At 59.3% G+C, this 18,486-nt stretch carries 18 protein-coding genes; 11 read left to right on the top strand and 7 right to left on the bottom strand.

Translation table 11 applies throughout. From position 1 onward, the window contains the following. The first annotated feature begins 94 nt into the window (after positions 1–94). Both ASG55_RS09710 and ASG55_RS09715 read left to right on the top strand, forming a co-directional pair. Complete coding sequence (locus tag ASG55_RS09710; protein WP_016774691.1) at positions 95–706, top strand: FMN-dependent NADH-azoreductase; 612 nt, start codon at positions 95–97, stop codon at positions 704–706. A gap of 167 nt (positions 707–873) precedes the next feature. Then, positions 874–1,911: an alpha/beta hydrolase family protein gene (locus ASG55_RS09715; RefSeq protein ID WP_056785938.1), complete on the top strand. Its 1,038-nt coding sequence runs from the start codon at positions 874–876 to the stop codon at positions 1,909–1,911. A 127-nt stretch (positions 1,912–2,038) separates the two neighbouring features. Here ASG55_RS09715 and ASG55_RS09720 read toward each other — a convergent pair whose 3' ends face one another. Both ASG55_RS09720 and ASG55_RS09725 read right to left on the bottom strand, forming a co-directional pair. Then, on the bottom strand, positions 2,039–3,226 hold the full coding sequence (locus ASG55_RS09720; protein WP_056785939.1) for an MFS transporter: 1,188 nt from the start codon (positions 3,224–3,226) through the stop codon (positions 2,039–2,041). Between the two features lie 283 nt (positions 3,227–3,509). After that, complete coding sequence (locus tag ASG55_RS09725; protein WP_016774693.1) at positions 3,510–5,096, bottom strand: ABC-F family ATPase; 1,587 nt, start codon at positions 5,094–5,096, stop codon at positions 3,510–3,512. A gap of 374 nt (positions 5,097–5,470) precedes the next feature. Here ASG55_RS09725 and ASG55_RS09730 point away from each other — a divergent pair, with 374 nt between their 5' ends. The 4 genes from ASG55_RS09730 to ASG55_RS09745 all read left to right on the top strand — a co-directional run bounded on the left by ASG55_RS09730 (position 5,471) and on the right by ASG55_RS09745 (position 10,079). Further along, on the top strand, positions 5,471–6,697 hold the full coding sequence (locus ASG55_RS09730; RefSeq protein ID WP_056785940.1) for a zinc-dependent alcohol dehydrogenase: 1,227 nt from the start codon (positions 5,471–5,473) through the stop codon (positions 6,695–6,697). Positions 6,698–6,712: 15 nt separating this feature from the next. Continuing rightward, a complete protein-coding gene (locus ASG55_RS09735; protein ID WP_056785943.1) occupies positions 6,713–7,642 on the top strand; it encodes a ZIP family metal transporter in 930 nt (309 codons plus the stop codon). Positions 7,643–7,752: 110 nt separating this feature from the next. Continuing rightward, complete coding sequence (locus tag ASG55_RS09740) at positions 7,753–9,120, top strand: iron-containing redox enzyme family protein (protein WP_056785944.1); 1,368 nt, start codon at positions 7,753–7,755, stop codon at positions 9,118–9,120. Positions 9,121–9,134: 14 nt separating this feature from the next. Further along, complete coding sequence (locus ASG55_RS09745) at positions 9,135–10,079, top strand: methyltransferase (RefSeq protein WP_056785947.1); 945 nt, start codon at positions 9,135–9,137, stop codon at positions 10,077–10,079. Positions 10,080–10,112: 33 nt separating this feature from the next. Here ASG55_RS09745 and ASG55_RS09750 read toward each other — a convergent pair whose 3' ends face one another. Continuing rightward, the gene (locus tag ASG55_RS09750; RefSeq protein ID WP_056785950.1) at positions 10,113–10,547 is read right to left on the bottom strand and encodes a hypothetical protein; all 435 of its coding nucleotides are present in this window, start codon (positions 10,545–10,547) and stop codon (positions 10,113–10,115) included. Positions 10,548–10,855: 308 nt separating this feature from the next. On the opposite strand from ASG55_RS09750, the gene lpxO reads away from it, so the two are divergent. Then, on the top strand, positions 10,856–11,755 hold the full coding sequence (gene lpxO, locus ASG55_RS09755) for a lipid A hydroxylase LpxO (RefSeq protein ID WP_041480397.1): 900 nt from the start codon (positions 10,856–10,858) through the stop codon (positions 11,753–11,755). A 130-nt stretch (positions 11,756–11,885) separates the two neighbouring features. On the opposite strand, the gene ku is transcribed toward lpxO, so the two are convergent. Further along, positions 11,886–12,752 (bottom strand): non-homologous end joining protein Ku, encoded by an 867-nt coding sequence (ku, locus tag ASG55_RS09760; protein WP_056785952.1) that lies wholly within the window; start codon positions 12,750–12,752, stop codon positions 11,886–11,888. Between the two features lie 188 nt (positions 12,753–12,940). On the opposite strand from ku, the gene ASG55_RS09765 reads away from it, so the two are divergent. The 4 genes from ASG55_RS09765 (at position 12,941) to nudC (ending at position 16,296) form a co-directional block, all read left to right on the top strand. Then, positions 12,941–13,261: a hypothetical protein gene (locus tag ASG55_RS09765; protein WP_056785955.1), complete on the top strand. Its 321-nt coding sequence runs from the start codon at positions 12,941–12,943 to the stop codon at positions 13,259–13,261. 52 nt (positions 13,262–13,313) lie between these two features. Then, positions 13,314–14,459 (top strand): PQQ-dependent sugar dehydrogenase, encoded by a 1,146-nt coding sequence (locus ASG55_RS09770; protein ID WP_041480394.1) that lies wholly within the window; start codon positions 13,314–13,316, stop codon positions 14,457–14,459. Between the two features lie 186 nt (positions 14,460–14,645). After that, entirely contained in the window at positions 14,646–15,458 is an 813-nt protein-coding gene (locus ASG55_RS09775; RefSeq protein WP_056785958.1) for a crotonase/enoyl-CoA hydratase family protein, read from the top strand. A 7-nt stretch (positions 15,459–15,465) separates the two neighbouring features. Beyond that, a complete protein-coding gene (gene nudC, locus ASG55_RS09780; protein ID WP_056785960.1) occupies positions 15,466–16,296 on the top strand; it encodes an NAD(+) diphosphatase in 831 nt (276 codons plus the stop codon). On the opposite strand, the gene ASG55_RS09785 is transcribed toward nudC, so the two are convergent. From ASG55_RS09785 to ASG55_RS09795, 3 genes are all read right to left on the bottom strand, one after another. Then, complete coding sequence (locus ASG55_RS09785) at positions 16,264–17,043, bottom strand: TSUP family transporter (protein ID WP_016774706.1); 780 nt, start codon at positions 17,041–17,043, stop codon at positions 16,264–16,266. The genes nudC and ASG55_RS09785 overlap by 33 nt on opposite strands. A 252-nt stretch (positions 17,044–17,295) precedes the next feature. Continuing rightward, positions 17,296–17,775, bottom strand: coding sequence for a nuclear transport factor 2 family protein (locus tag ASG55_RS09790; RefSeq protein ID WP_041480390.1), 480 nt, complete (start codon positions 17,773–17,775; stop codon positions 17,296–17,298). Between the two features lie 54 nt (positions 17,776–17,829). Next, positions 17,830–18,393, bottom strand: a complete 564-nt coding sequence (locus ASG55_RS09795) for a TetR/AcrR family transcriptional regulator (protein ID WP_056785962.1) — start codon at positions 18,391–18,393, stop codon at positions 17,830–17,832. Between the last annotated feature and the right edge of the window lie 93 nt (positions 18,394–18,486).

The raw sequence follows: 18,486 nt of genomic DNA on the forward strand, positions 1-18,486 counted from the left end.
ACTATCGCATTGTCAGCGACTAATCAGCTATTGGTTTGTTGCGTAGGATTGTCTCCATTCCGTCGCCGCCGGCGATTCTTTCAGGAGAACCCACATGAAACTGTTGCACATCGATTCGAGCATTCTCGGCGACAACTCGGCTTCCCGTCAGTTGAGCCGTCAAGTCGTCGACGCCTGGCAAGCCGCCGAGCCGAGCGCCGTGGTCACCTACCGCGACCTGGCCGCCGATGCGATCAGCCACTTCTCGTCGACCACGCTGGTTGCCGCCGGCACCACCGCCGAACTGCGCGACGCTGCGCAACAGCACGAAGCCGAGCTGAGCGCTTCGACCCTGGCCGAATTCATCGCTGCCGACGCCGTGGTGATTGCCGCGCCGATGTACAACTTCACCGTTCCAACCCAGCTCAAAGCGTGGATCGACCGCGTCGCCGTCGCCGGCCAGACGTTCCGCTACACCGAAGCCGGCCCTGAAGGCCTGTGCGGCGGCAAGAAAGTGGTGATTGTGTCGACCTCTGGTGGCATCCATGCCGGTCAGGCCAGCGGCATCGCTCACGAAGAGTATCTGAAGCTGGTACTGGGCTTCCTCGGCATCACCGATATCGAAATCGTCCGCGCTGAAGGTCTGGCCTATGGCGAAGAAGTGCGCAACAACGCCATGAGCGCTGCGCAGGCAAAGATCAGCGAGCAACTGTTCGCCGCCGCGTAAGGCTTGCGTAAAGAACAGCGTCTGTTCAGGCAATCCCCGAAAAACTCTGTATTCTGGTTCCGCAAGGGCTGAATACGGAGTTTTTTGTTTCTGGCTGTTACATAATCTGGCCCGGGTTATGCAGTTTCAGCACATCCGACGATGTGGTCCGACAGGGTGGGGCATTCATGAGGCATCTTTGTGCAATGTTGCTGATTTGCCTGCTGGGCAGCCTGAATTCAGTGCAGGCCGCGCCGGGGCGGCACCCTGTCTGGAGCGTCGGTTATCACGAGATGACCTTTCTCGACCCGCTCGATCTGCAACCGATGCGCGCCATCGCTTTTTACCCGTCCAGTGACCGTGAGCATATGAGTTTGCTTGAGGGCTATTCGGTCGAGGCTGGAGAAGACACCAAAGTTGCCATCGGCCGCTTTCCCATGTTGATGCTCTCCCATGGTAATACCGGCACGCCGCTGGCCTTGCATGATCTGGCCACTTCGCTGGCGCGCAAGGGGTTTGTCGTGGTGGCGGTGATTCATCCCGGCGACAACTGGCGCGACCATAGCCGACTTGGCACTTTGAGCAATCTCTACGGGCGGCCAATCCAGATTTCCCAAGCGATCACCGCGACGCTCGCAGACAACATGCTGGCGCCGTTCGTCAATGCTGATCAGGTTGGTGTGATCGGTTATTCGGCTGGAGGCGAGACCGCGTTGATTCTTTCCGGGGCGCAACCGGATCTGGATCGTCTGCGCCGCTATTGCCAGGAACGTCCGGACGATCACGACGCCTGTAACACCCAGGGCGAGCTGATTGTCGATCGCGATGACCTGCAGCCAGTGGCCGATCCACGGGTTCACGCGTTATTGCTGATGGCACCGCTGAGCCTGAAGTTCGGCCGCCACACCCTTGCCGATGTGCACGTACCGGTGCTGCTCTACAGCGGCGACGGCGACAAACTGGTGGCCTTCGATAAAAACGCCGCCGCCCTGGCGCGCAAACTGCCCACCGCGCCGGACTTCAAATTGCTGGCCGGAGCAGGGCACTTCGTGTTCATGGCGCCGTGCACCGAAGAGCAGATCCTCTCCATGCCGGCGTTGTGTACCGATGCCGACGGGGTGGATCGCGAAGATATTCACCGCAACCTGATCTCCGAGGCCGGACGGTTTTTTGCCCAGGCACTGGGTAAATCGAGCAGGGCGGGGATGCAGACGGCGGATCAATAACTCAAACACCGCATTCCCCTGTGGGAGCGAGCCTGCTCGCGAAAGCGGTGAGTCAGCCAGCGCATCTTTCTCTGACACGACGCCTTCGCGAGCAGGCTCGCTCCCACGGAGATTGAATTGTCTGTTTTCAGGGAAGTGCACGACGCTTGAGCAACAAGGTCAGGCCCAGCCCGGTCACCGACAACAACGCCGCGCTGAAGAAAATCCACGAATAGCCCAGATTCAACGCCACCGCGCCCATCAACGGTCCCGCGATCGCCAGTGCCAGATCGAAGAACACTGCATAAGCCCCCAACCCTGAACCACGGCTGGAACTCGGCACCTGTTTGATCGCTTCAACGCCCAGCGCCGGGTACACCAGAGACAGCCCAAACCCCGCCAGCCCTGCGCCAATCAACGCATACGCAGTGGAGGGCGCCAGCCACAACAGCACCAGCCCGACAGTTTCAACCGACATGCAAACGATGGCTGAGGCAAACCCGCCAAAGCGGGCGATGGCCGAGATAAACAGCAACCGCGAGAGAATGAAACACACGCCAAACACGGTCAGGCAGTACGCCGCGCCGGTCCAGCCTCGATTGAGGTAATAAAGAGTGATGAAGGTGGTCAGGGTGCCGTAGCCGATCGAGGCCAGCGTCAGGCTGGTGCCGTACGGCGCAATCTTGCCGAACACGGCCCAGAACGAAAGGCGCTCGCCACGAATCACCGGCACCGAGGGTTTGTTGCGGATCAACCACAGCGCACCTGCCGCCAACGCCGACAGCGCGATGCCAAGGCTGACAAAGCCATATTCAGCGACCATCACCACGCCCAACGGCGCACCAATGGCAATCGCGCCGTAAGAAGCGATGCCGTTCCAGCCGATGGATTTTGCCGTGTGCTCGACACCGACCTGGCCCATGCACCAACTGATGGTGCCGACACCGATCAGGCCTTGGGCAATGCCAAGCAGCAGGCGCCCGGCAATCAGAATCAACAGGCTGGTCAGCGGAAAACTTTGCAGCAAGGTCGACAGCAACGTCAGCGCGCCGCTGAGGACAATCCCCCACAAGCCATAAATGATCGCCCGCTTGGTGCCCAGGGTATCTGACATGCGCCCGGCCATTGGCCGGCTGAGCAGGGTGGCGAGGTACTGCGAACCGATCACCAGCCCGGCAATGATCGCGCTGAAACCCAGTTGCTCATGGACGTAACCGGGCAGTACCGCAATCGGCAAACCAATGCAGAGGAAGGCAATGAAGGTGTAGAAAACGATGGAGACGATCTGCAGGGTGATCGCCAGGGAGCTTTGCGGTGGCAGTGGCTGCGCAGACATGAGCACTCGTTCGCGGGCGGCGGTGGGAGAGTTGCCGACATCATGGCGCGGGGCTGGGATAAAAGAAAGCAGGCTAACTACTTTCCCTTGGGATTGATGGGGCTGCTGACGGCCCCTTCGCGAGCAGGCTCGCTCCCACATTTGAAATGCATTCCCCTGTGGGAGCGAGCCTGCTCGCGAATATCTGCGCACCAGCAATGTCCAAACGCCGAATGCAAAAAGCCCCGTCACAGAGGACAGGGCTTTTAACTTGCAGCTTGCAGCTTGAAACTAAAAGCTGCTCTTAGAAAACGACGCCTTGGCTACGCAGGTAGTCGTCATAAGTGCCGCTGAAGTCGGTCACGCCGTTCGGGCTCAGCTCGATGATGCGCGTGGCCAGGGACGATACAAACTCACGGTCGTGGCTGACGAAAATCAGCGTGCCCGGGTAGTTTTCCAGCGCCAGGTTCAGTGCTTCGATCGATTCCATGTCCAAGTGGTTGGTCGGTTCGTCCATGATCAGCACGTTGGGCTTTTGCAGGATCAGCTTGCCGAACAGCATGCGACCTTGCTCACCACCGGAGATGACCTTGACCGACTTGAGGATCTCGTCGTTGGAGAACAGCATCCGGCCCAAAGTACCGCGAATCATCTGCTCGCCCTGGGTCCACTGACCCATCCAGTCGAACAGGGTGACGTCGTCTTCGAAGTCGTGAGCGTGGTCCTGAGCGTAGTAGCCCAGTTCAGCGGCGTCAGTCCATTTCACGCTACCGGCATCCGGGGTCAGTTCGTTGACCAGGGTGCGCAGCAGGGTGGTCTTGCCGATACCGTTCGGGCCGATGATCGCAACGCGCTCGCCGGCTTCAACCTGGAAGCTGAAGTCCTTGAACAATGGCTTGCCATCGAAACCCTTGGCCATTTTCTCGACCATGACCGCCTGACGGTGCAGCTTCTTGTTCTGCTCGAAACGAATGAACGGGCTGACGCGGCTGGAAGGCTTGACCTCGGCCAGCTGGATCTTGTCGATCGCCTTGGCGCGGGAGGTGGCCTGCTTGGCTTTCGAGGCGTTGGCCGAGAAGCGGCTGACGAACGATTGCAGTTCGGAAATCTGCGCTTTCTTCTTGGCGTTGTCCGACAGCAGTTGCTCGCGGGACTGGGTCGCCACGGTCATGTATTCGTCGTAGTTGCCCGGGAACAGGCGCAGCTCGCCGTAATCCAGGTCAGCCATGTGCGTGCACACGCTGTTCAGGAAGTGACGGTCGTGGGAGATGATGATCATCAGGCTGTTACGCTGGGTCAGGATGTTTTCCAGCCAGCGAATGGTATTGATGTCCAGGTGGTTGGTCGGTTCGTCGAGCAACAGCACTTCCGGATCGGAGAACAGCGCCTGCGCCAGCAACACGCGCAGTTTCCAGCCTGGCGAGACTTCGCTCATCGGGCCGAAATGCTGTTCCAGCGGAATGCCCAGACCCAGCAACAATTCGCCGGCACGGGATTCGGCGGTGTAGCCGTCCATCTCGGCGAACTCGGTTTCCAGCTCGGCAACGGCCATGCCGTCTTCTTCGGACATTTCAGCCAGCGAGTAGATGCGATCACGCTCGGCCTTGACCTTCCACAGCTCTTCGTGACCCATGATCACGGTGTCAATCACGGTGAATTCTTCGTAGGCGAACTGATCCTGGCGCAGCTTACCCAGACGCACGTTCGGCTCGAGCATGACCTGACCGCCGGACGGATCGAGATCGCCGCCGAGGATTTTCATGAAAGTCGACTTGCCGCAACCGTTGGCACCGATCAGGCCGTAGCGATTGCCTGCGCCGAATTTGACCGAAACGTTTTCGAACAGCGGCTTGGCGCCAAACTGCATCGTGATGTTAGCTGTGGAGATCAATTACCTTACCTATCAATGGGTTAGAGCTGGTCTGTGGTGCCTGGTACAAACTTGAGTACCAATCTGGAGCTTTTCCAGCTCCCCCCAGTCTGTGCTTGAGTTGAGCCAACGCGCATAAGCCGTCCGCAACTGGGGCCGTTGAAGGCAAGCTGCTGAGCGACGAGTACGGGGTTCTTGTTGGACATTGGCGCGCATTGTCGCATAACTCAGACGGCAGTTATATGGCAGGCAAACGGGCGTACGCATCGGCTCGTCCGAGAAGTCCCCGATATCCGCTGATCAAAATCTCGAAAACCCGAATGAACTCACTCGGCCATTTTCACTTCGGAAAGTGGAGCAGCAGCCATTTTGTTCAAACGAGTGAGGACCAAGCCATGCGAGCAATGACCTATCACGGCGCCCATGACGTGCGCGTCGAAACCGTACCGGACCCGAAACTTGAAGCCGCCGACGACATCATCCTGCGCGTCACCGCTACCGCCATCTGCGGGTCGGACCTGCACCTGTACCGAGGCAAAATACCCACCGTCGAGCACGGCGATATATTCGGTCATGAGTTCATGGGGATCGTCGAAGAAACCGGGCCAGCCGTCACGGCCGTGCAGCGCGGCGACCGTGTGGTGATTCCGTTCGTGATCGCCTGTGGCGATTGCTTCTTCTGCCAGCAAGAGCTTTACGCCGCTTGCGAGACCACCAACGAAGGCCCCGGCGCGGCGCTGAACAAGAAAATGATTCCGCCGCCAGCAGCGCTGTTCGGCTACAGCCGTATGTATGGCGGAATTCCCGGTGGCCAGGCGGAACTGGTGCGCGTGCCGAAAGCCAATACCGGCCCGTTCAAGGTGCCGGGCACGCTGTCGGACGAGAAGGTGCTGTTCCTGTCCGATATCCTGCCGACTGCCTGGCAAGCCGTGATCAACGCTGGCGTCAAACAGGGTTCGAGTCTGGCGATCTACGGCGCCGGGCCGGTCGGTTTGCTCACCGCAGCCTGCGCGAGAATGCTCGGTGCTGAGCTGATTTTCATGGTCGACCATCACCAGTACCGCCTCGATTATGCCCAGCGCACCTACGGCGTGATTCCGATCAACTTCGATGAAGACGATGACCCGGCCGACACTATTACCAGCCAGACTCCCGGCCATCGCGGCGTCGATGCCGTGATCGATGCCGTCGGCCTTGAAGCCAAGGGCAGCACCACCGAAACGGTCATGGCTACACTCAAGCTTGAAGGCAGCAGCGGCAAGGCTTTGCGCCAGTGCATCGCCGCCGTCCGCCGTGGCGGTGTGGTCAGCGTTCCGGGGGTGTATGCCGGGTTTATCCATGGCTTCATGTTCGGCGATGCTTTTGACAAGGGCCTGACCTTCAAAATGGGCCAGACTCACGTACAGCGTTTTCTGCCGGAGCTGCTTGGCTACATCGAAACCGGCAAGTTGCAGCCCGAAGCGATCATCACCCACAGGCTGTCTCTGGAGCAGGCGGCCGAGGGTTACAAGATCTTCAATAAGAAGCAGGAAGAATGCCGCAAGGTGATTCTGACCCCGGGTGGCAGCGATGTTCCGCTGGCGCAGCTGGATGAAACCACGCCGTTCGTACCGGCCACCTGAAACCGAGGACTTTTCATGGCGCTACCGTCATCTTCGTTCGCAGCTCCCGTGCGAGCATGGTTTGTGAACCTGTCGCGCACGGGCTGGGGAGGGCGCATTTTCTGGCTGACCCTGGTCGGTGTAACCGTGTTGTTGCTGATCAGTGGCTACACCGGTTTGGTCAGTACCGGCCGCGACACGCTACGCCTCGCCACTCTAGGCGGTCTGTCGGGTTTTGCCGCCACGGCAATCGGTGCGTTGCTGGCCCTGGCGTTGCGGGCGATTACTTCGCGAACTCAAGACACCATGCTCGGGTTTGCGGCAGGGATGATGTTGGCTGCCAGTTCCTTTTCACTGATCCTGCCGGGGATTGCGGCGGCGAAGGAAGCGGTGAGCAGCCCCATGCTCGCCGCTGCCGTCGTTGTGGCCGGCATGGCTTTAGGCGTGGCGTTGATGGTCGGTCTCGACCGCTTCGTCCCCCACGAACATGAAAAAAGCGGCCGGCGCGGGCCTGAAGCCAAGCGCTTCAATCGGGTCTGGCTGTTCGTGCTGGCGATCACTCTGCACAACCTTCCGGAAGGCATGGCGATCGGCGTCAGCTTCGCCACCGGCGACATGAAAATCGGCTTGCCGCTGACCACTGCGATCGCCATTCAGGACATTCCAGAAGGACTAGCGGTCGCGTTGGCATTGCGCGTGACCGGCATTTCCGCAGGGCGTGCAGCGTTGATTGCCGCCGCTTCAGGATTGATGGAACCGTTGGGCGCGATTGTCGGATTGGGCATCACCAACAGTTTTGCGTTGGGTTTTCCGGTGGCGATGGGCCTGGCGGCGGGCGCGATGATCTTTGTGGTGTCGCATGAAGTGATCCCGGAAACTCACCGCAACGGCCACGAGACGCCTGCCACGCTCGGGCTGATGCTTGGGTTCGGCGTGATGATGTTTCTCGATACCGCTTTGGGTTAAAAAAACGACGTGCACCACTGAGCCTATCGTCTCGCACAAAAAAGGAATTTTTTTCAGCGCCAATCACTCTTTCGTTTATAGGCAATGCCAATAACGCAGGGGAATGAGTCATGTCGCTGATCGAAATCCCGACCAGGAAGTCTTCGGGTAAAACATCCACGCCGGCGGATACCGAGCGCCGGCTTTATGACCGATTGCTGGCGGAAGACTCCACGGTTGATCGTGCGGCACTGGACTTCCTGCGCCGGCAGCTGAGCAAGGCGGCTGCGCTGTCTGACGATTTGCCGGCCAGCGCCGAAGAGCTGCTGCAATGGTCGGAAACCCGCTGCGCTAGCGTGGCGGCCGAGTACGCCGATTACCTCGAACAACGTCAGCAGGGCGCGCCGCGCCGCTATTTCCGCAACAAATCCCACGCGTTGTATTTCATCTTGCATGTGGCACCGACCAAAGAGGTCGATGGCGCTTGGCTGGCTGGGCTGTTGCCGCAGTGGCAGGACCCGCGTTTCGACGATTTGCTCGATACCTATCTTGAAGAGCTGGGCGAGGGCGTGCCACGGCAGAATCATGTGGTGATCTATCGCAAGCTGCTCGCCGAGCATGAATGCTCTGATCTGAGCGGTCTTGCCGACGAGTATTTTCTGCAAGGCGCGGTGCAGCTGGCACTGGGACGTTTCGGCGGGCAGTTTCTGCCAGAAGTCATCGGCTTCAACCTCGGCTACGAGCAACTGCCGCTGCACTTGTTGATCAGTGCTTATGAGCTAGCGGAGCTGGGCATCGATCCGCACTATTTCCGCCTGCACGTGACCATCGACAACGCCAGCACCGGCCATGCGCGCAAGGCAGTGCAATCAATGCTCGAGCTGTTGCCACTTGGCGATGAACGCGATGAGTTCTACCGGCGCATGGCTGTCGGTTATCGCCTCAATGATGTCGGCAAAGGCACAACCGCCGTCATCACAGAGTTTGATCTGGACCACGAAGTCATCGCCATGCTTGAGCGTAAAGCTGTCTTTGGCCGGCACATGCATTCCGACTACTGCCGTATCGAAAACCGCACCATCAATCAGTGGCTGGCCACGCCGGGACAGATGGGCGAGTTTCTTTCGGCGCTGGAGCGCAAAAGCTGGATCAAACGCGGTGAGGCGGTGGAAGAAAGTCGTTTCTGGCGTTTGATCGACGGCAGCGATGCGGCGATGTTCGGGGTGTTCAATGGCTATGAGAAACAGCTGTTGCGCGACTGGATCACTCAGGATTGCCCGGCCTCCCGGCCTCGGCCTTACGTACGCCGCGAAGCTGCCGTCGAAGAAACCTTTGACGATGACGCCGATCTGCTCAACCTGGAAGCGGCACTGGCCGACAAGCCTGCCGCCGAACAGATGTCATTGTTGATGCCATGGCTGCAACCCCAGCGGCACTGGCGTCCGGCCGGACTTTTCGCGACGCGTCGCTTCATGCAACTGCGCGCCCGCTTGCGTTGAAACAAGGAGGCTTCATGTCGGCACAAGAAACATCGGACAGAGCGCTGTTCGAGCTGGGCAAGCGCCTGCTCGACAGCGGTTATCACTTCATTACCCCAACGCCGTTGACCCACGAACGTTTTCTGCAGCGCTTTGCCACGCCGTTGGCGAAAGATCTGCGTGATGTGTTTGGCTGGTCGATGCCGTTTCCTTCAGAGCTGTTTCGCGCAGAAGAACTGGCCACGCTGGAGCAGGCCGGCGTAGTTGCACGCGATGGCGCGGTGTGGCGCAGTCAAGTGCGCTGGTCGACGCTCAATGAGCGGTTGTTCGCTCATTCCGCCTTCCCGACAACCGCGAGCGATGCGGTGTTCTTCGGTCCGGATACCTACCGTTTCGCTCAGGCCATAGAAGCGCAGTTGCAGCAGCGCTTTTCGCCGATCAGGCGCGCAGTGGACATCGGCTGCGGCAGCGGCGCCGGGGCGGTGCTCATCGCCAAGGCACGGCCGGATGCCCAAGTGCTGGCGGTCGACATCAATCCGCGGGCGCTGCGCATGAGTGCGGTCAACGCTGAGCTGGCCGGGGCCAACAACGTGTCGGTGTACCACAGCGATCTGCTCGCCAGTGTCGAAGGTCAGTTCGCCTTGATCATCGCCAACCCGCCGTATATGAACGACCAGCAACAGCGCGCTTATCGCCACGGCGGCGGGGCGCTGGGCGAGGGCCTGTCGGTGCGTATCGTGCGTGAGGCGTTACCACGTCTGGAAGTCGGCGGCACGTTGCTGGTGTACACCGGCGTAGCGATTGTTGCCGGGCAGGACCCGTTCCGCGAGGCCGTGGCGCCTCTGCTCAAGGGCGAACGTTTTGGCTGGACTTATCGTGAGCTTGATCCGGACGTGTTCAGCGAGGAACTGCTCAAGCCTGAATATGAGCGCGCCGAGCGCATCGCCGTGGTCGCACTGACGGTAACCCGCGAGCAGTGACCGATAGTTGGGCCACTGCTCGCGCGGTGGCCTTCAGCGATTTCTGATGCGCGAGATCGTCAGCAGGCAAACCCCTACCAGCATCGCGGCCCCGGCTACCAACAGCGGCGAAGGGCGAATCGGCTGCCGCGAGATACGCTCGATGCGCCCGGTGAGGGAGGCGCGCACCGGCGCAAGGGGTTCCGCCAGATAAGGCGCTTCTTCAATCTCCAGCCGTAAGCCGTCCGGCATCACCAGCGTCAGCCCTTCGATCGTGCCGGCAATTCTGCCCGGATAAACCGGCTCACCGGTAGGGTCGAGCTGGTCGTAGAAAAACATTTGCCCTTCAAGCCAGCCGACGGCGGTCTGCAATTCAGGCCCCAGGTAATACTTTCCATCGAGAAAAAAGCCAGAGAATTGCGGCGCGCGCTCGACGCTTTCAATGCGATAGCGCTGACCTGGTTTCATACCGGTTTGTGGGGCGATCATGGGGGTTCCTCCGTTATTGGTAAGCGATAGAGGAGCGCGTGCCAAGCGTGGTTCCATCGAAACGAGCAACGGGCGTATTGCCTCTTGTACAACGCGCAGGTATTACACAAACGCAGGCAAGACAGTTTTTCACAGTTGAGGGTTCACTATCGGTTACGAACTGTGGCTAAAATGCCACCCTTTCACCGAGCGCCCGGAAACGGCGCGGGCCATGGACGCGCCCTGTGCATCAAGACCGCTGCATAAGACGCTGGGCCTCAGGTCGCCACGCGCGCAGTTTGTTCACTTTTGACGTGTGACCCTTTTCCGTGAAACTCATCATTGCCGCTGTTTATGTCATCTCCATTGCTTACGTTCACTTGCGTGGACGCGTGCGCCACAAGCTGGGGCGGCAACTGAGTGACCACTCGACGTTCCTCGCGCCGATCAACTGCTTCCTCTATCTGTTTTCGAAAATTCCCAACAAGCCGTATCTGAACCCGGCGGACTTTCCCGATCTGAGCCCGTTGCAGGCGCACTGGCAAGAGATTCGCGAGGAGGGCCAGAATCTGTTGCGTGCCGGCGAGATCAAGCGCTCGAATCAGTATGACGATGTCGGCTTCAACTCTTTCTTCAAGACTGGCTGGAAGCGCTTCTACCTCAAGTGGTACGGCGACAGCCATCCATCGGCGATGAAGCTGTGCCCGCGCACCACTGAATTGGTGCAGAGCATCGGCTCAATCAAGGCGGCGATGTTTGCCGAGCTGCCACCGGGCTCGAAGCTGGTGCGCCACCGCGATCCGTACGCCGGTTCCTATCGTTATCACCTGGGTCTGGATACGCCGAACGATCCTGGCTGCTATATCAATGTCGACGGCGAGAACTATCACTGGCGCGATGGCGAAGCGGTGATGTTCGACGAGACGTTTATTCATTACGCCGAAAACACCACGGACCAGAATCGCATCATTCTGTTCTGTGATATTGAACGGCCGTTGAAGTACCGCTGGGCGGCGGCGTTCAACCGCTGGTTCAGCCGCACCGTGATGTCAGCGGCAGGCGCGCCGAATGATGCGGGGGACAAAACCGGTGGTATCAACCGCTTGTTTACCAAGATCTACAAGATCCGTTTGCGCGGCAAAGAGCTGAAGAAGCGCAACCGTACGCGGTATTACCTGGAGAAGTGGGCGATTTTTGCGGCGTTGTTGGCGATCTTTATTCTGATCTGAGACTTGCGGTGTCAGTACCGGCCTCTTCGCGAGCAGGCTCGCTCCCACATTTTGAAATGCGTTTCCCTGTGGAGCGAGCCTGCTCGCGAAGGCGGCCTCACTTCAAACATACCTCTAGCTGGCCCAACGCTTACTCCCCGGACGCCTTCCGAGTCTTCTTCGCCGGCGCCGCCTTACTGCTTGATTTGGCCTTGGGCTTGGCCGGTGCCTTGCCACCGAGGCTGCGTTTGAGCAGCTCGGTCAAGTCGATAACATCGGCAGTCTTGCGTTCTTCCTCGCCAGTGGTGGTCTCGACGTCCTCGATCTTGCCTTCGTGGGCTTTTTTCTCGACCAGCGCCATGATCTTGTCTTCGAACTCGTCCTTGTAGTCCTCAGGCGACCACTCCGAGGTCATGTCTTCAACCAGACGTTTGGCCATGTCCAGCTCACCCTTGGCCAATTGCGGCTTGGTCACTTCACTGCCCAGCGCCAGTTCATCAAGACTGCGCACTTCCTGCGGCCAGCGCAGTTTCACCAGAACCAGCGCCGACTCCAGCGGCATCAACGCGGCCAGGTATTGACGGGTATGCAGGACAACGCGGGCGAGGGCGACCTTGTTGGTTTTGCTCAGGGTTTCGCGCAGCAACGCGTAGACCTTGCCGCCGCGCTTGTCTGGCGCCAGGTAATAGGGCGTGTCGATGTTCTGCAGCGGAATCTGCTCGGCGTCGACGAACGAGAAAATGTCGATGGTCTGTGTCGAGACGGGGTGCGCCGAGCGGATTTCTTCCTCGCTGAGCACCACGTAGCGGCCCTTTTCGTAGGCCACGCCTTTGACGATGTTCTCTTTGGTGACTTCCTTGCCGGTGACCTTGTTGATGCGTTTGTAGCCCACCGGGTCCATGCTGCGGCTGTCGAGCCAATCGAAGTCCACGCCTTGGGACGACGTCGCTGAAACCAGCGCCACGGGGATGTGTACCAGTCCAAAACTGATTGCGCCTTTCCAGATTGCCCGAGCCATGACCTGTCCTCCGAGTGATGATCAGGTGACCCGTGGCGCGGCGAGAAAGTTTCCAGTGATTGCGCGGCTTCCAGCGGTACGGTCAAGCCGTGTTACATGTTGTTTAAGGCACGAGGGTTAACAAATCCGAACCCACGGCGTAGCTTGGGCTCCAAGGCTCTAGTCCACGCACATCGAGAGGTATTCCCATGAACCGGTTTCTGATTGGCATCGCCGTCCTCGTCTTAAGTGGTGGCCTGGTTCATGCCGATGTCGTGCTCGCACAAAGCCCCACCGGGAACAGCAACAATCCCTACAACAGCCCGATCCGCCGGGCCAATCCCAACAGCATGCAGGGCACCCAGCCCAGCGCTCCGCCGCTTCGCGGGCCGAACACCGTTCCCGTGCCACGTCAGCCGACCGTTGAAAATCGCGGCATCGGCAATGGTCAACCGATTCGTTCGGTGCCGAGCAATCCGCCAACCTTCATTCCCAACCCGCCCTCACGGGGCACCGGCAGCAACCGTTGAACGGCAGGACTGATGTTCTGTCAGCCTTTCACACGAACAAAAGGAATCGTGCATGTTGCGTAAAACCCTACTAGCCACCTGCTGCGCCGCCGCGCTGATCAGTGCCCCGGCGTTCGCCGCCGCGCCCAAAGAGCTGAAAAGCGAGCAGGGCATTCTTGAAGTCACCACCATTGCCCAAGGCCTGGAACATCCCTGGGCACTGGCGTTTCTGCCTGATCAGAAGGGCATGCTGGTGACCGAACGTCCGGGTCATCTGCGCGTTGTGAGCAAGGACGGCAAACTGTCGGAGCCGATCAGTGGCGTGCCGCAAGTCTGGGCCAAAGGGCAGGGCGGTTTGCTTGATGTGGCGCTGTCGCCGGACTTCAAGCAGGACCGCATGGTCTATCTGTCGTATGCCGAAGGCGGTGGTGAGGGCGGCAAGGCTGGTACGGCGGTAGGGCGCGGACGGCTTTCCGATGACCTGAAGACGCTGAAGGACTTCAATGTGATCTTCCGTCAGGAACCGAAGCTGTCGGTGAGCAACCACTTCGGTTCACGGCTGGTGTTCGATCGCGACGGGTATCTGTTCATCACCCTCGGCGAAAACAACGATCGGCCGACTGCGCAGGACCTCGACAAGTTGCAAGGCAAAGTCGTACGCATCTTCCCGGATGGCAAGGTGCCGGACGATAACCCTTTTGTTGGCCAATCCGGTGTCCGGCCTGAAATCTGGTCCTATGGCCTGCGCAACCCGCAAGGCGCGGCGCTCAATCCGTGGACCGGCACGCTGTGGGAGAACGAACACGGGCCACGTGGCGGCGATGAAGTGAACATCATCGAACGTGGCAAGAATTATGGCTGGCCGTTGGCGACCCATGGCATCAACTATTCGATGCAACCGATTCCTGAGGCGAAGGGCAAAACTGCTGAAGGCACCGTGGCGCCGCATCATGTCTGGGAAAAATCCCCCGGGGTTACCGGCATGGCCTTCTATGACGCGGATCGCTTCACGCCGTGGCAGCACAACGCGTTTATCGGCGCACTGGTGTCCCAGGAACTGATTCGCCTGCAATTCGATGGCGACAAGGTGGTCCATGAGGAGCGTTTGCTGGGTGAGTTGAATCAGCGTATCCGTGACGTGCGCCAAGGGCCGGATGGCTATCTGTATGTGCTGACGGATGAAGAGAATGGCTCGCTTTACAGGCTGGGGCTGAAATAAGCCAATCGATCGTTCCCATGCTCTGCGTGGGAATGCAGCCCGGGACGCTCTGCGTCCCAAAAGATCGCAGCCTTCGGCAGCTCCCCAATGAGCCGCGCCAGTCAGTCCCGCATTTGGCCGAACCGCCGCCCCCTTGCCTTGTTATAGTTCGGGGCTTATTTCCCAGCCCGGTAAAGGATCACTGCCATGACTCAATACTCCGCCTTCAGCGTCGAACTGGCCGACAACATCGCCCATGTGCAGATAAATCGCCCGGAAAAGATCAACGCAATGAACGCGGCGTTCTGGAGCGAAATCGTCGAAATCTTTCAATGGGTTGACGATACCGACGAAGTCCGCGTGGTGGTGCTAAGCGGTAACGGCAAGCATTTTTCATCGGGCATCGACCTGATGATGCTCGCCGGTGTCGCCAATGAACTGGGCAAGGACGTGGGCCGTAATGCGCGCCTGTTGCGGCGCAAGATTCTCAATCTGCAAGCCTCGTTCAACGCCGTCGACAACTGCCGCAAACCGGTACTCGCTGCGATTCAGGGCTATTGCCTGGGCGGGGCGATCGATCTGATCTCGGCTTGTGACATGCGTTATGCCGCCGAGGACGCGCAATTTTCCATCAAGGAAATTGACATCGGCATGGCCGCTGACGTCGGTACGCTGCAACGGTTGCCGCGAATCATCGGAGACGGCATGCTGCGTGAACTGGCTTACACCGGTCGCACCTTTGGCGCCGAGGAAGCACGCAGCATGGGCCTGGTCAATCGCGTCTACGGCGATAAGGACACGCTGCTCGAAGGCGTGTTCGACATTGCCCGTGACATCGCTGCGAAGTCGCCGATCGCCGTGACCGGTACCAAGGAAATGATCAGCTACATGCGCGACCATCGCATCGACGATGGTCTTGAATACGTTGCCACCTGGAACGCCGCCATGTTGCAATCCACCGATCTGCGCGTGGCCATGGCCGCCCACATGAGCAAACAGAAACCCGAATTTCTGGATTGAGTTAACCATGATCTCTCGCTGGACCACTGCAGTACTCGACACCGATCAACCCGGCGGCTGGGCCGTAGCGCGCAGCCCCGAAGGCTTCCTGTTCGATGACAATGGCGCACTGTTCTCGCGCGAGTGGCTCAAGCGCCAGGACCTGTCGGTCCTCGCTGAGCACGGCATTGGTCATCTCGACGGCGAACCGGTCTATCTGCTTGAGTTGCACAGCGTCAGCGATGTGCCCGGTTGCGGCTGGAAGGGGCTGCGAGCGTTCATGCTCGAAGGCGATCACACGCTGTACAAAGTGCTCGGTTATGCCGCTCAGATTGGCACTTGGGCACGAGAGCATCGCTTCTGCGGCAACTGCGGCCAGCCGATGACGCAAGTCCCGCGCGAACGAGCGATGTATTGCCAGCCGTGCGATCTGCGCAGTTATCCGCGCATTTCACCAAGCATGATCGTGCTGATCACCCGTGGCGACGAAATCCTCCTGGCGCGCTCGCCGCGTTTCGTCACCGGGGTTTACAGCACACTGGCCGGTTTCGCCGAGCCGGGGGAATCGGCCGAGGATTGCCTGATTCGCGAAGTGCGTGAAGAAGTGCAGATCGAAGTGAAGAACATTCAGTACATCGGCAGCCAGTGCTGGCCGTTTCCGCATTCGATGATGCTCGGCTTCCATGCCGAATATGCCGGTGGCGAAATTGTCTGTCAGGAAGACGAGATCGAGGACGCCCAGTGGTTCAACGTGCATGACTTGCCGCCGTTGCCGGCGTCGCGTTCGATTGCCCGTTACCTGATCGACGTCTACGTCGCGCGGCGCTTAGGCCACGCTGAACCAGTGCTGCCAGGCTAGACGCACGGTCAAGCCGAGCACGACGGTGATGAACACTGGACGAATGAATTTGGCGCCGCCGCTGATTGCGGTGCGCGCGCCGAAGAAGGCCCCGACCATCACCGACAGGCCCATGCACAGGCCAATGATCCAGTCGACCTGTCCGGAGAAGATGAACACCGACAGCGCCGCGATGTTGCTGACAAAGTTCATGCTGCGCGCCACGCCGCTGGCCTTGACCAGGTCGATCGGGTACAGCAGCAGACTGCTCACGGTCCAGAATGCGCCCGTGCCGGGGCCGGCCACACCATCGTAGAAGCCGAGGCTGAAGCCCTGGGTCGATTGCCATTTCTTTTTGATCGGCGCGTCGCTGTCCAGCGGCGCTTTCGGCGTGCCGCCAAACAGCAAATACAGGCCACAGGCGAAAACGATCACCGGTAGCATCTTGTTCAGCCACTCGGCCGGCAGGTAATGCGCAACCACCGCGCCAGTGAGCGCGCCGACCAGGGTGCCGACAATCGCGTGGGTCCACTGGCGTGGATGAAACAGTTTGCGTTTGTAGAAGGTGAAGCTGGCGGTCGCCGAACCGAAGGTCGAGCTCAGCTTGTTGGTGCCCAGCACCAGATGCGGCGGCAGGCCCGCCGTCAGCAGCGCCGGCGTGGTCAACAGACCGCCACCGCCAGCGATGGCATCGATGAAACCGGCAAGGAAAGCAACAGCAGCCAGAATGGCCAGGGTGGTGAGGTCAACGCTGAGTTCGAAAGGCATGGAGTCGGCTTATTCGGCAAGGCGCAGAACGTGGGCTGCGGGGAGGGCGGTTATGTTACCTGTATCGAACTGTTGCGGCGAGCCAGAGCATGCCGTCGTCAATTACAGTCTGGAATACATTCCTGTGTAGGAGCTGCCGAAGGCTGCGATCTTCTGGGGCGCGGAGCGCCCCGGCTGCTGCGCGTGCGAACGATCAAATCAAGATCAAAAGATCGCAGCCTTCGGCAGCTCCTACACAGGGGTGGGTTGGCTTTAGAGACCGAGTTCACTCAGCCCCGGATGATCATCCGGTCGGCGGCCCAGCGGCCAGTGGAATTTGCGCTCGCTTTCCTTGATCGGCATGTCATTGATGCAGGCATAGCGCTGGAACATCAGGCCGTTGTCATCGAACTCCCAGTTCTCGTTGCCGTACGAGCGGAACCAGTTGCCGGAATCGTCGTGCCATTCATAGGCATAACGCACCGCGATACGCGTATCGGAGTAGGCCCAGAGTTCTTTGATCAAGCGATAATCCAGTTCCTTCGCCCATTTGCGCGTCAGAAACGCCTTGGCCTCTTCGCGGTTGTTGGCAAACTCGGCGCGATTGCGCCATTTGGTGTCGAGGGTATAAGCGAGCGACACCTTTTCCGGATCGCGGGTGTTCCAGCCATCTTCGGCCAGACGCACCTTCTCGATGGCTGACGCATGGTTGAATGGCGGCAATGGCGGACGTACCTGGGCTGCAGTCGACATGTTCAATCTCCTGTTTCATTTAATGTATGAACAACAAGTCCGGCTTATTAAGAGTTACAGGCCCAATAACTTTCGCGCCATGCATTGCGCATTATCGGCGGCACTGTGATCACCCATCACAAGCGCTATGGTAATGGCGCCTTCAATCAGGATCAGCAACTGTCTGGCCAATAGTTGCGGATCCTCGGCACCATATTCGGTACATAGCTCGCACACGTAGTCGAGCAGCTTCTGTTTGTGTTCTTTGGCCACCAGCCGCACTGGATCCTGTGGATCGCCGGTTTCGCCGCTGGTGTTGATAAAGGCGCAGCCGCGAAAGCCTTCCGAGTCGAACCAGCCCTTGAGCACGGTAAACAGGTTGAGCAGGCGATCGGCCGGAGTCTCGGCCTGGTCGACAGCATGTGTGAACCAGTGCATCCAGCGAACATCGCGTCGCTGAAGGGCCGCGACAACCAGTGCGTCCTTGTCGGCAAAGTAACGATAAATGCTTTTTCTGGAGACGCCGGCGGTCTTCACCAGAAGATCCATGCTGGTGGCAGCGATGCCACTTTTGTAGATCAACTTTTCGGTGACATCCAGAATGATGTCGCGTGTGTCATTGCTGATTGATTCGTTCATGTGGCGAACAGTAGAACGACTGTTCTCCTTGGTCAAGCGAATTTCTTCAGCGTGTGTGAAAACGCTTTCGCGAGCAGGCTCGCTCCCACAGGG

Source organism: Pseudomonas sp. Leaf434 (assembly GCF_001425545.1).
Taxonomy (GTDB): Bacteria; Pseudomonadota; Gammaproteobacteria; order Pseudomonadales; family Pseudomonadaceae; genus Aquipseudomonas; species Aquipseudomonas siliginis.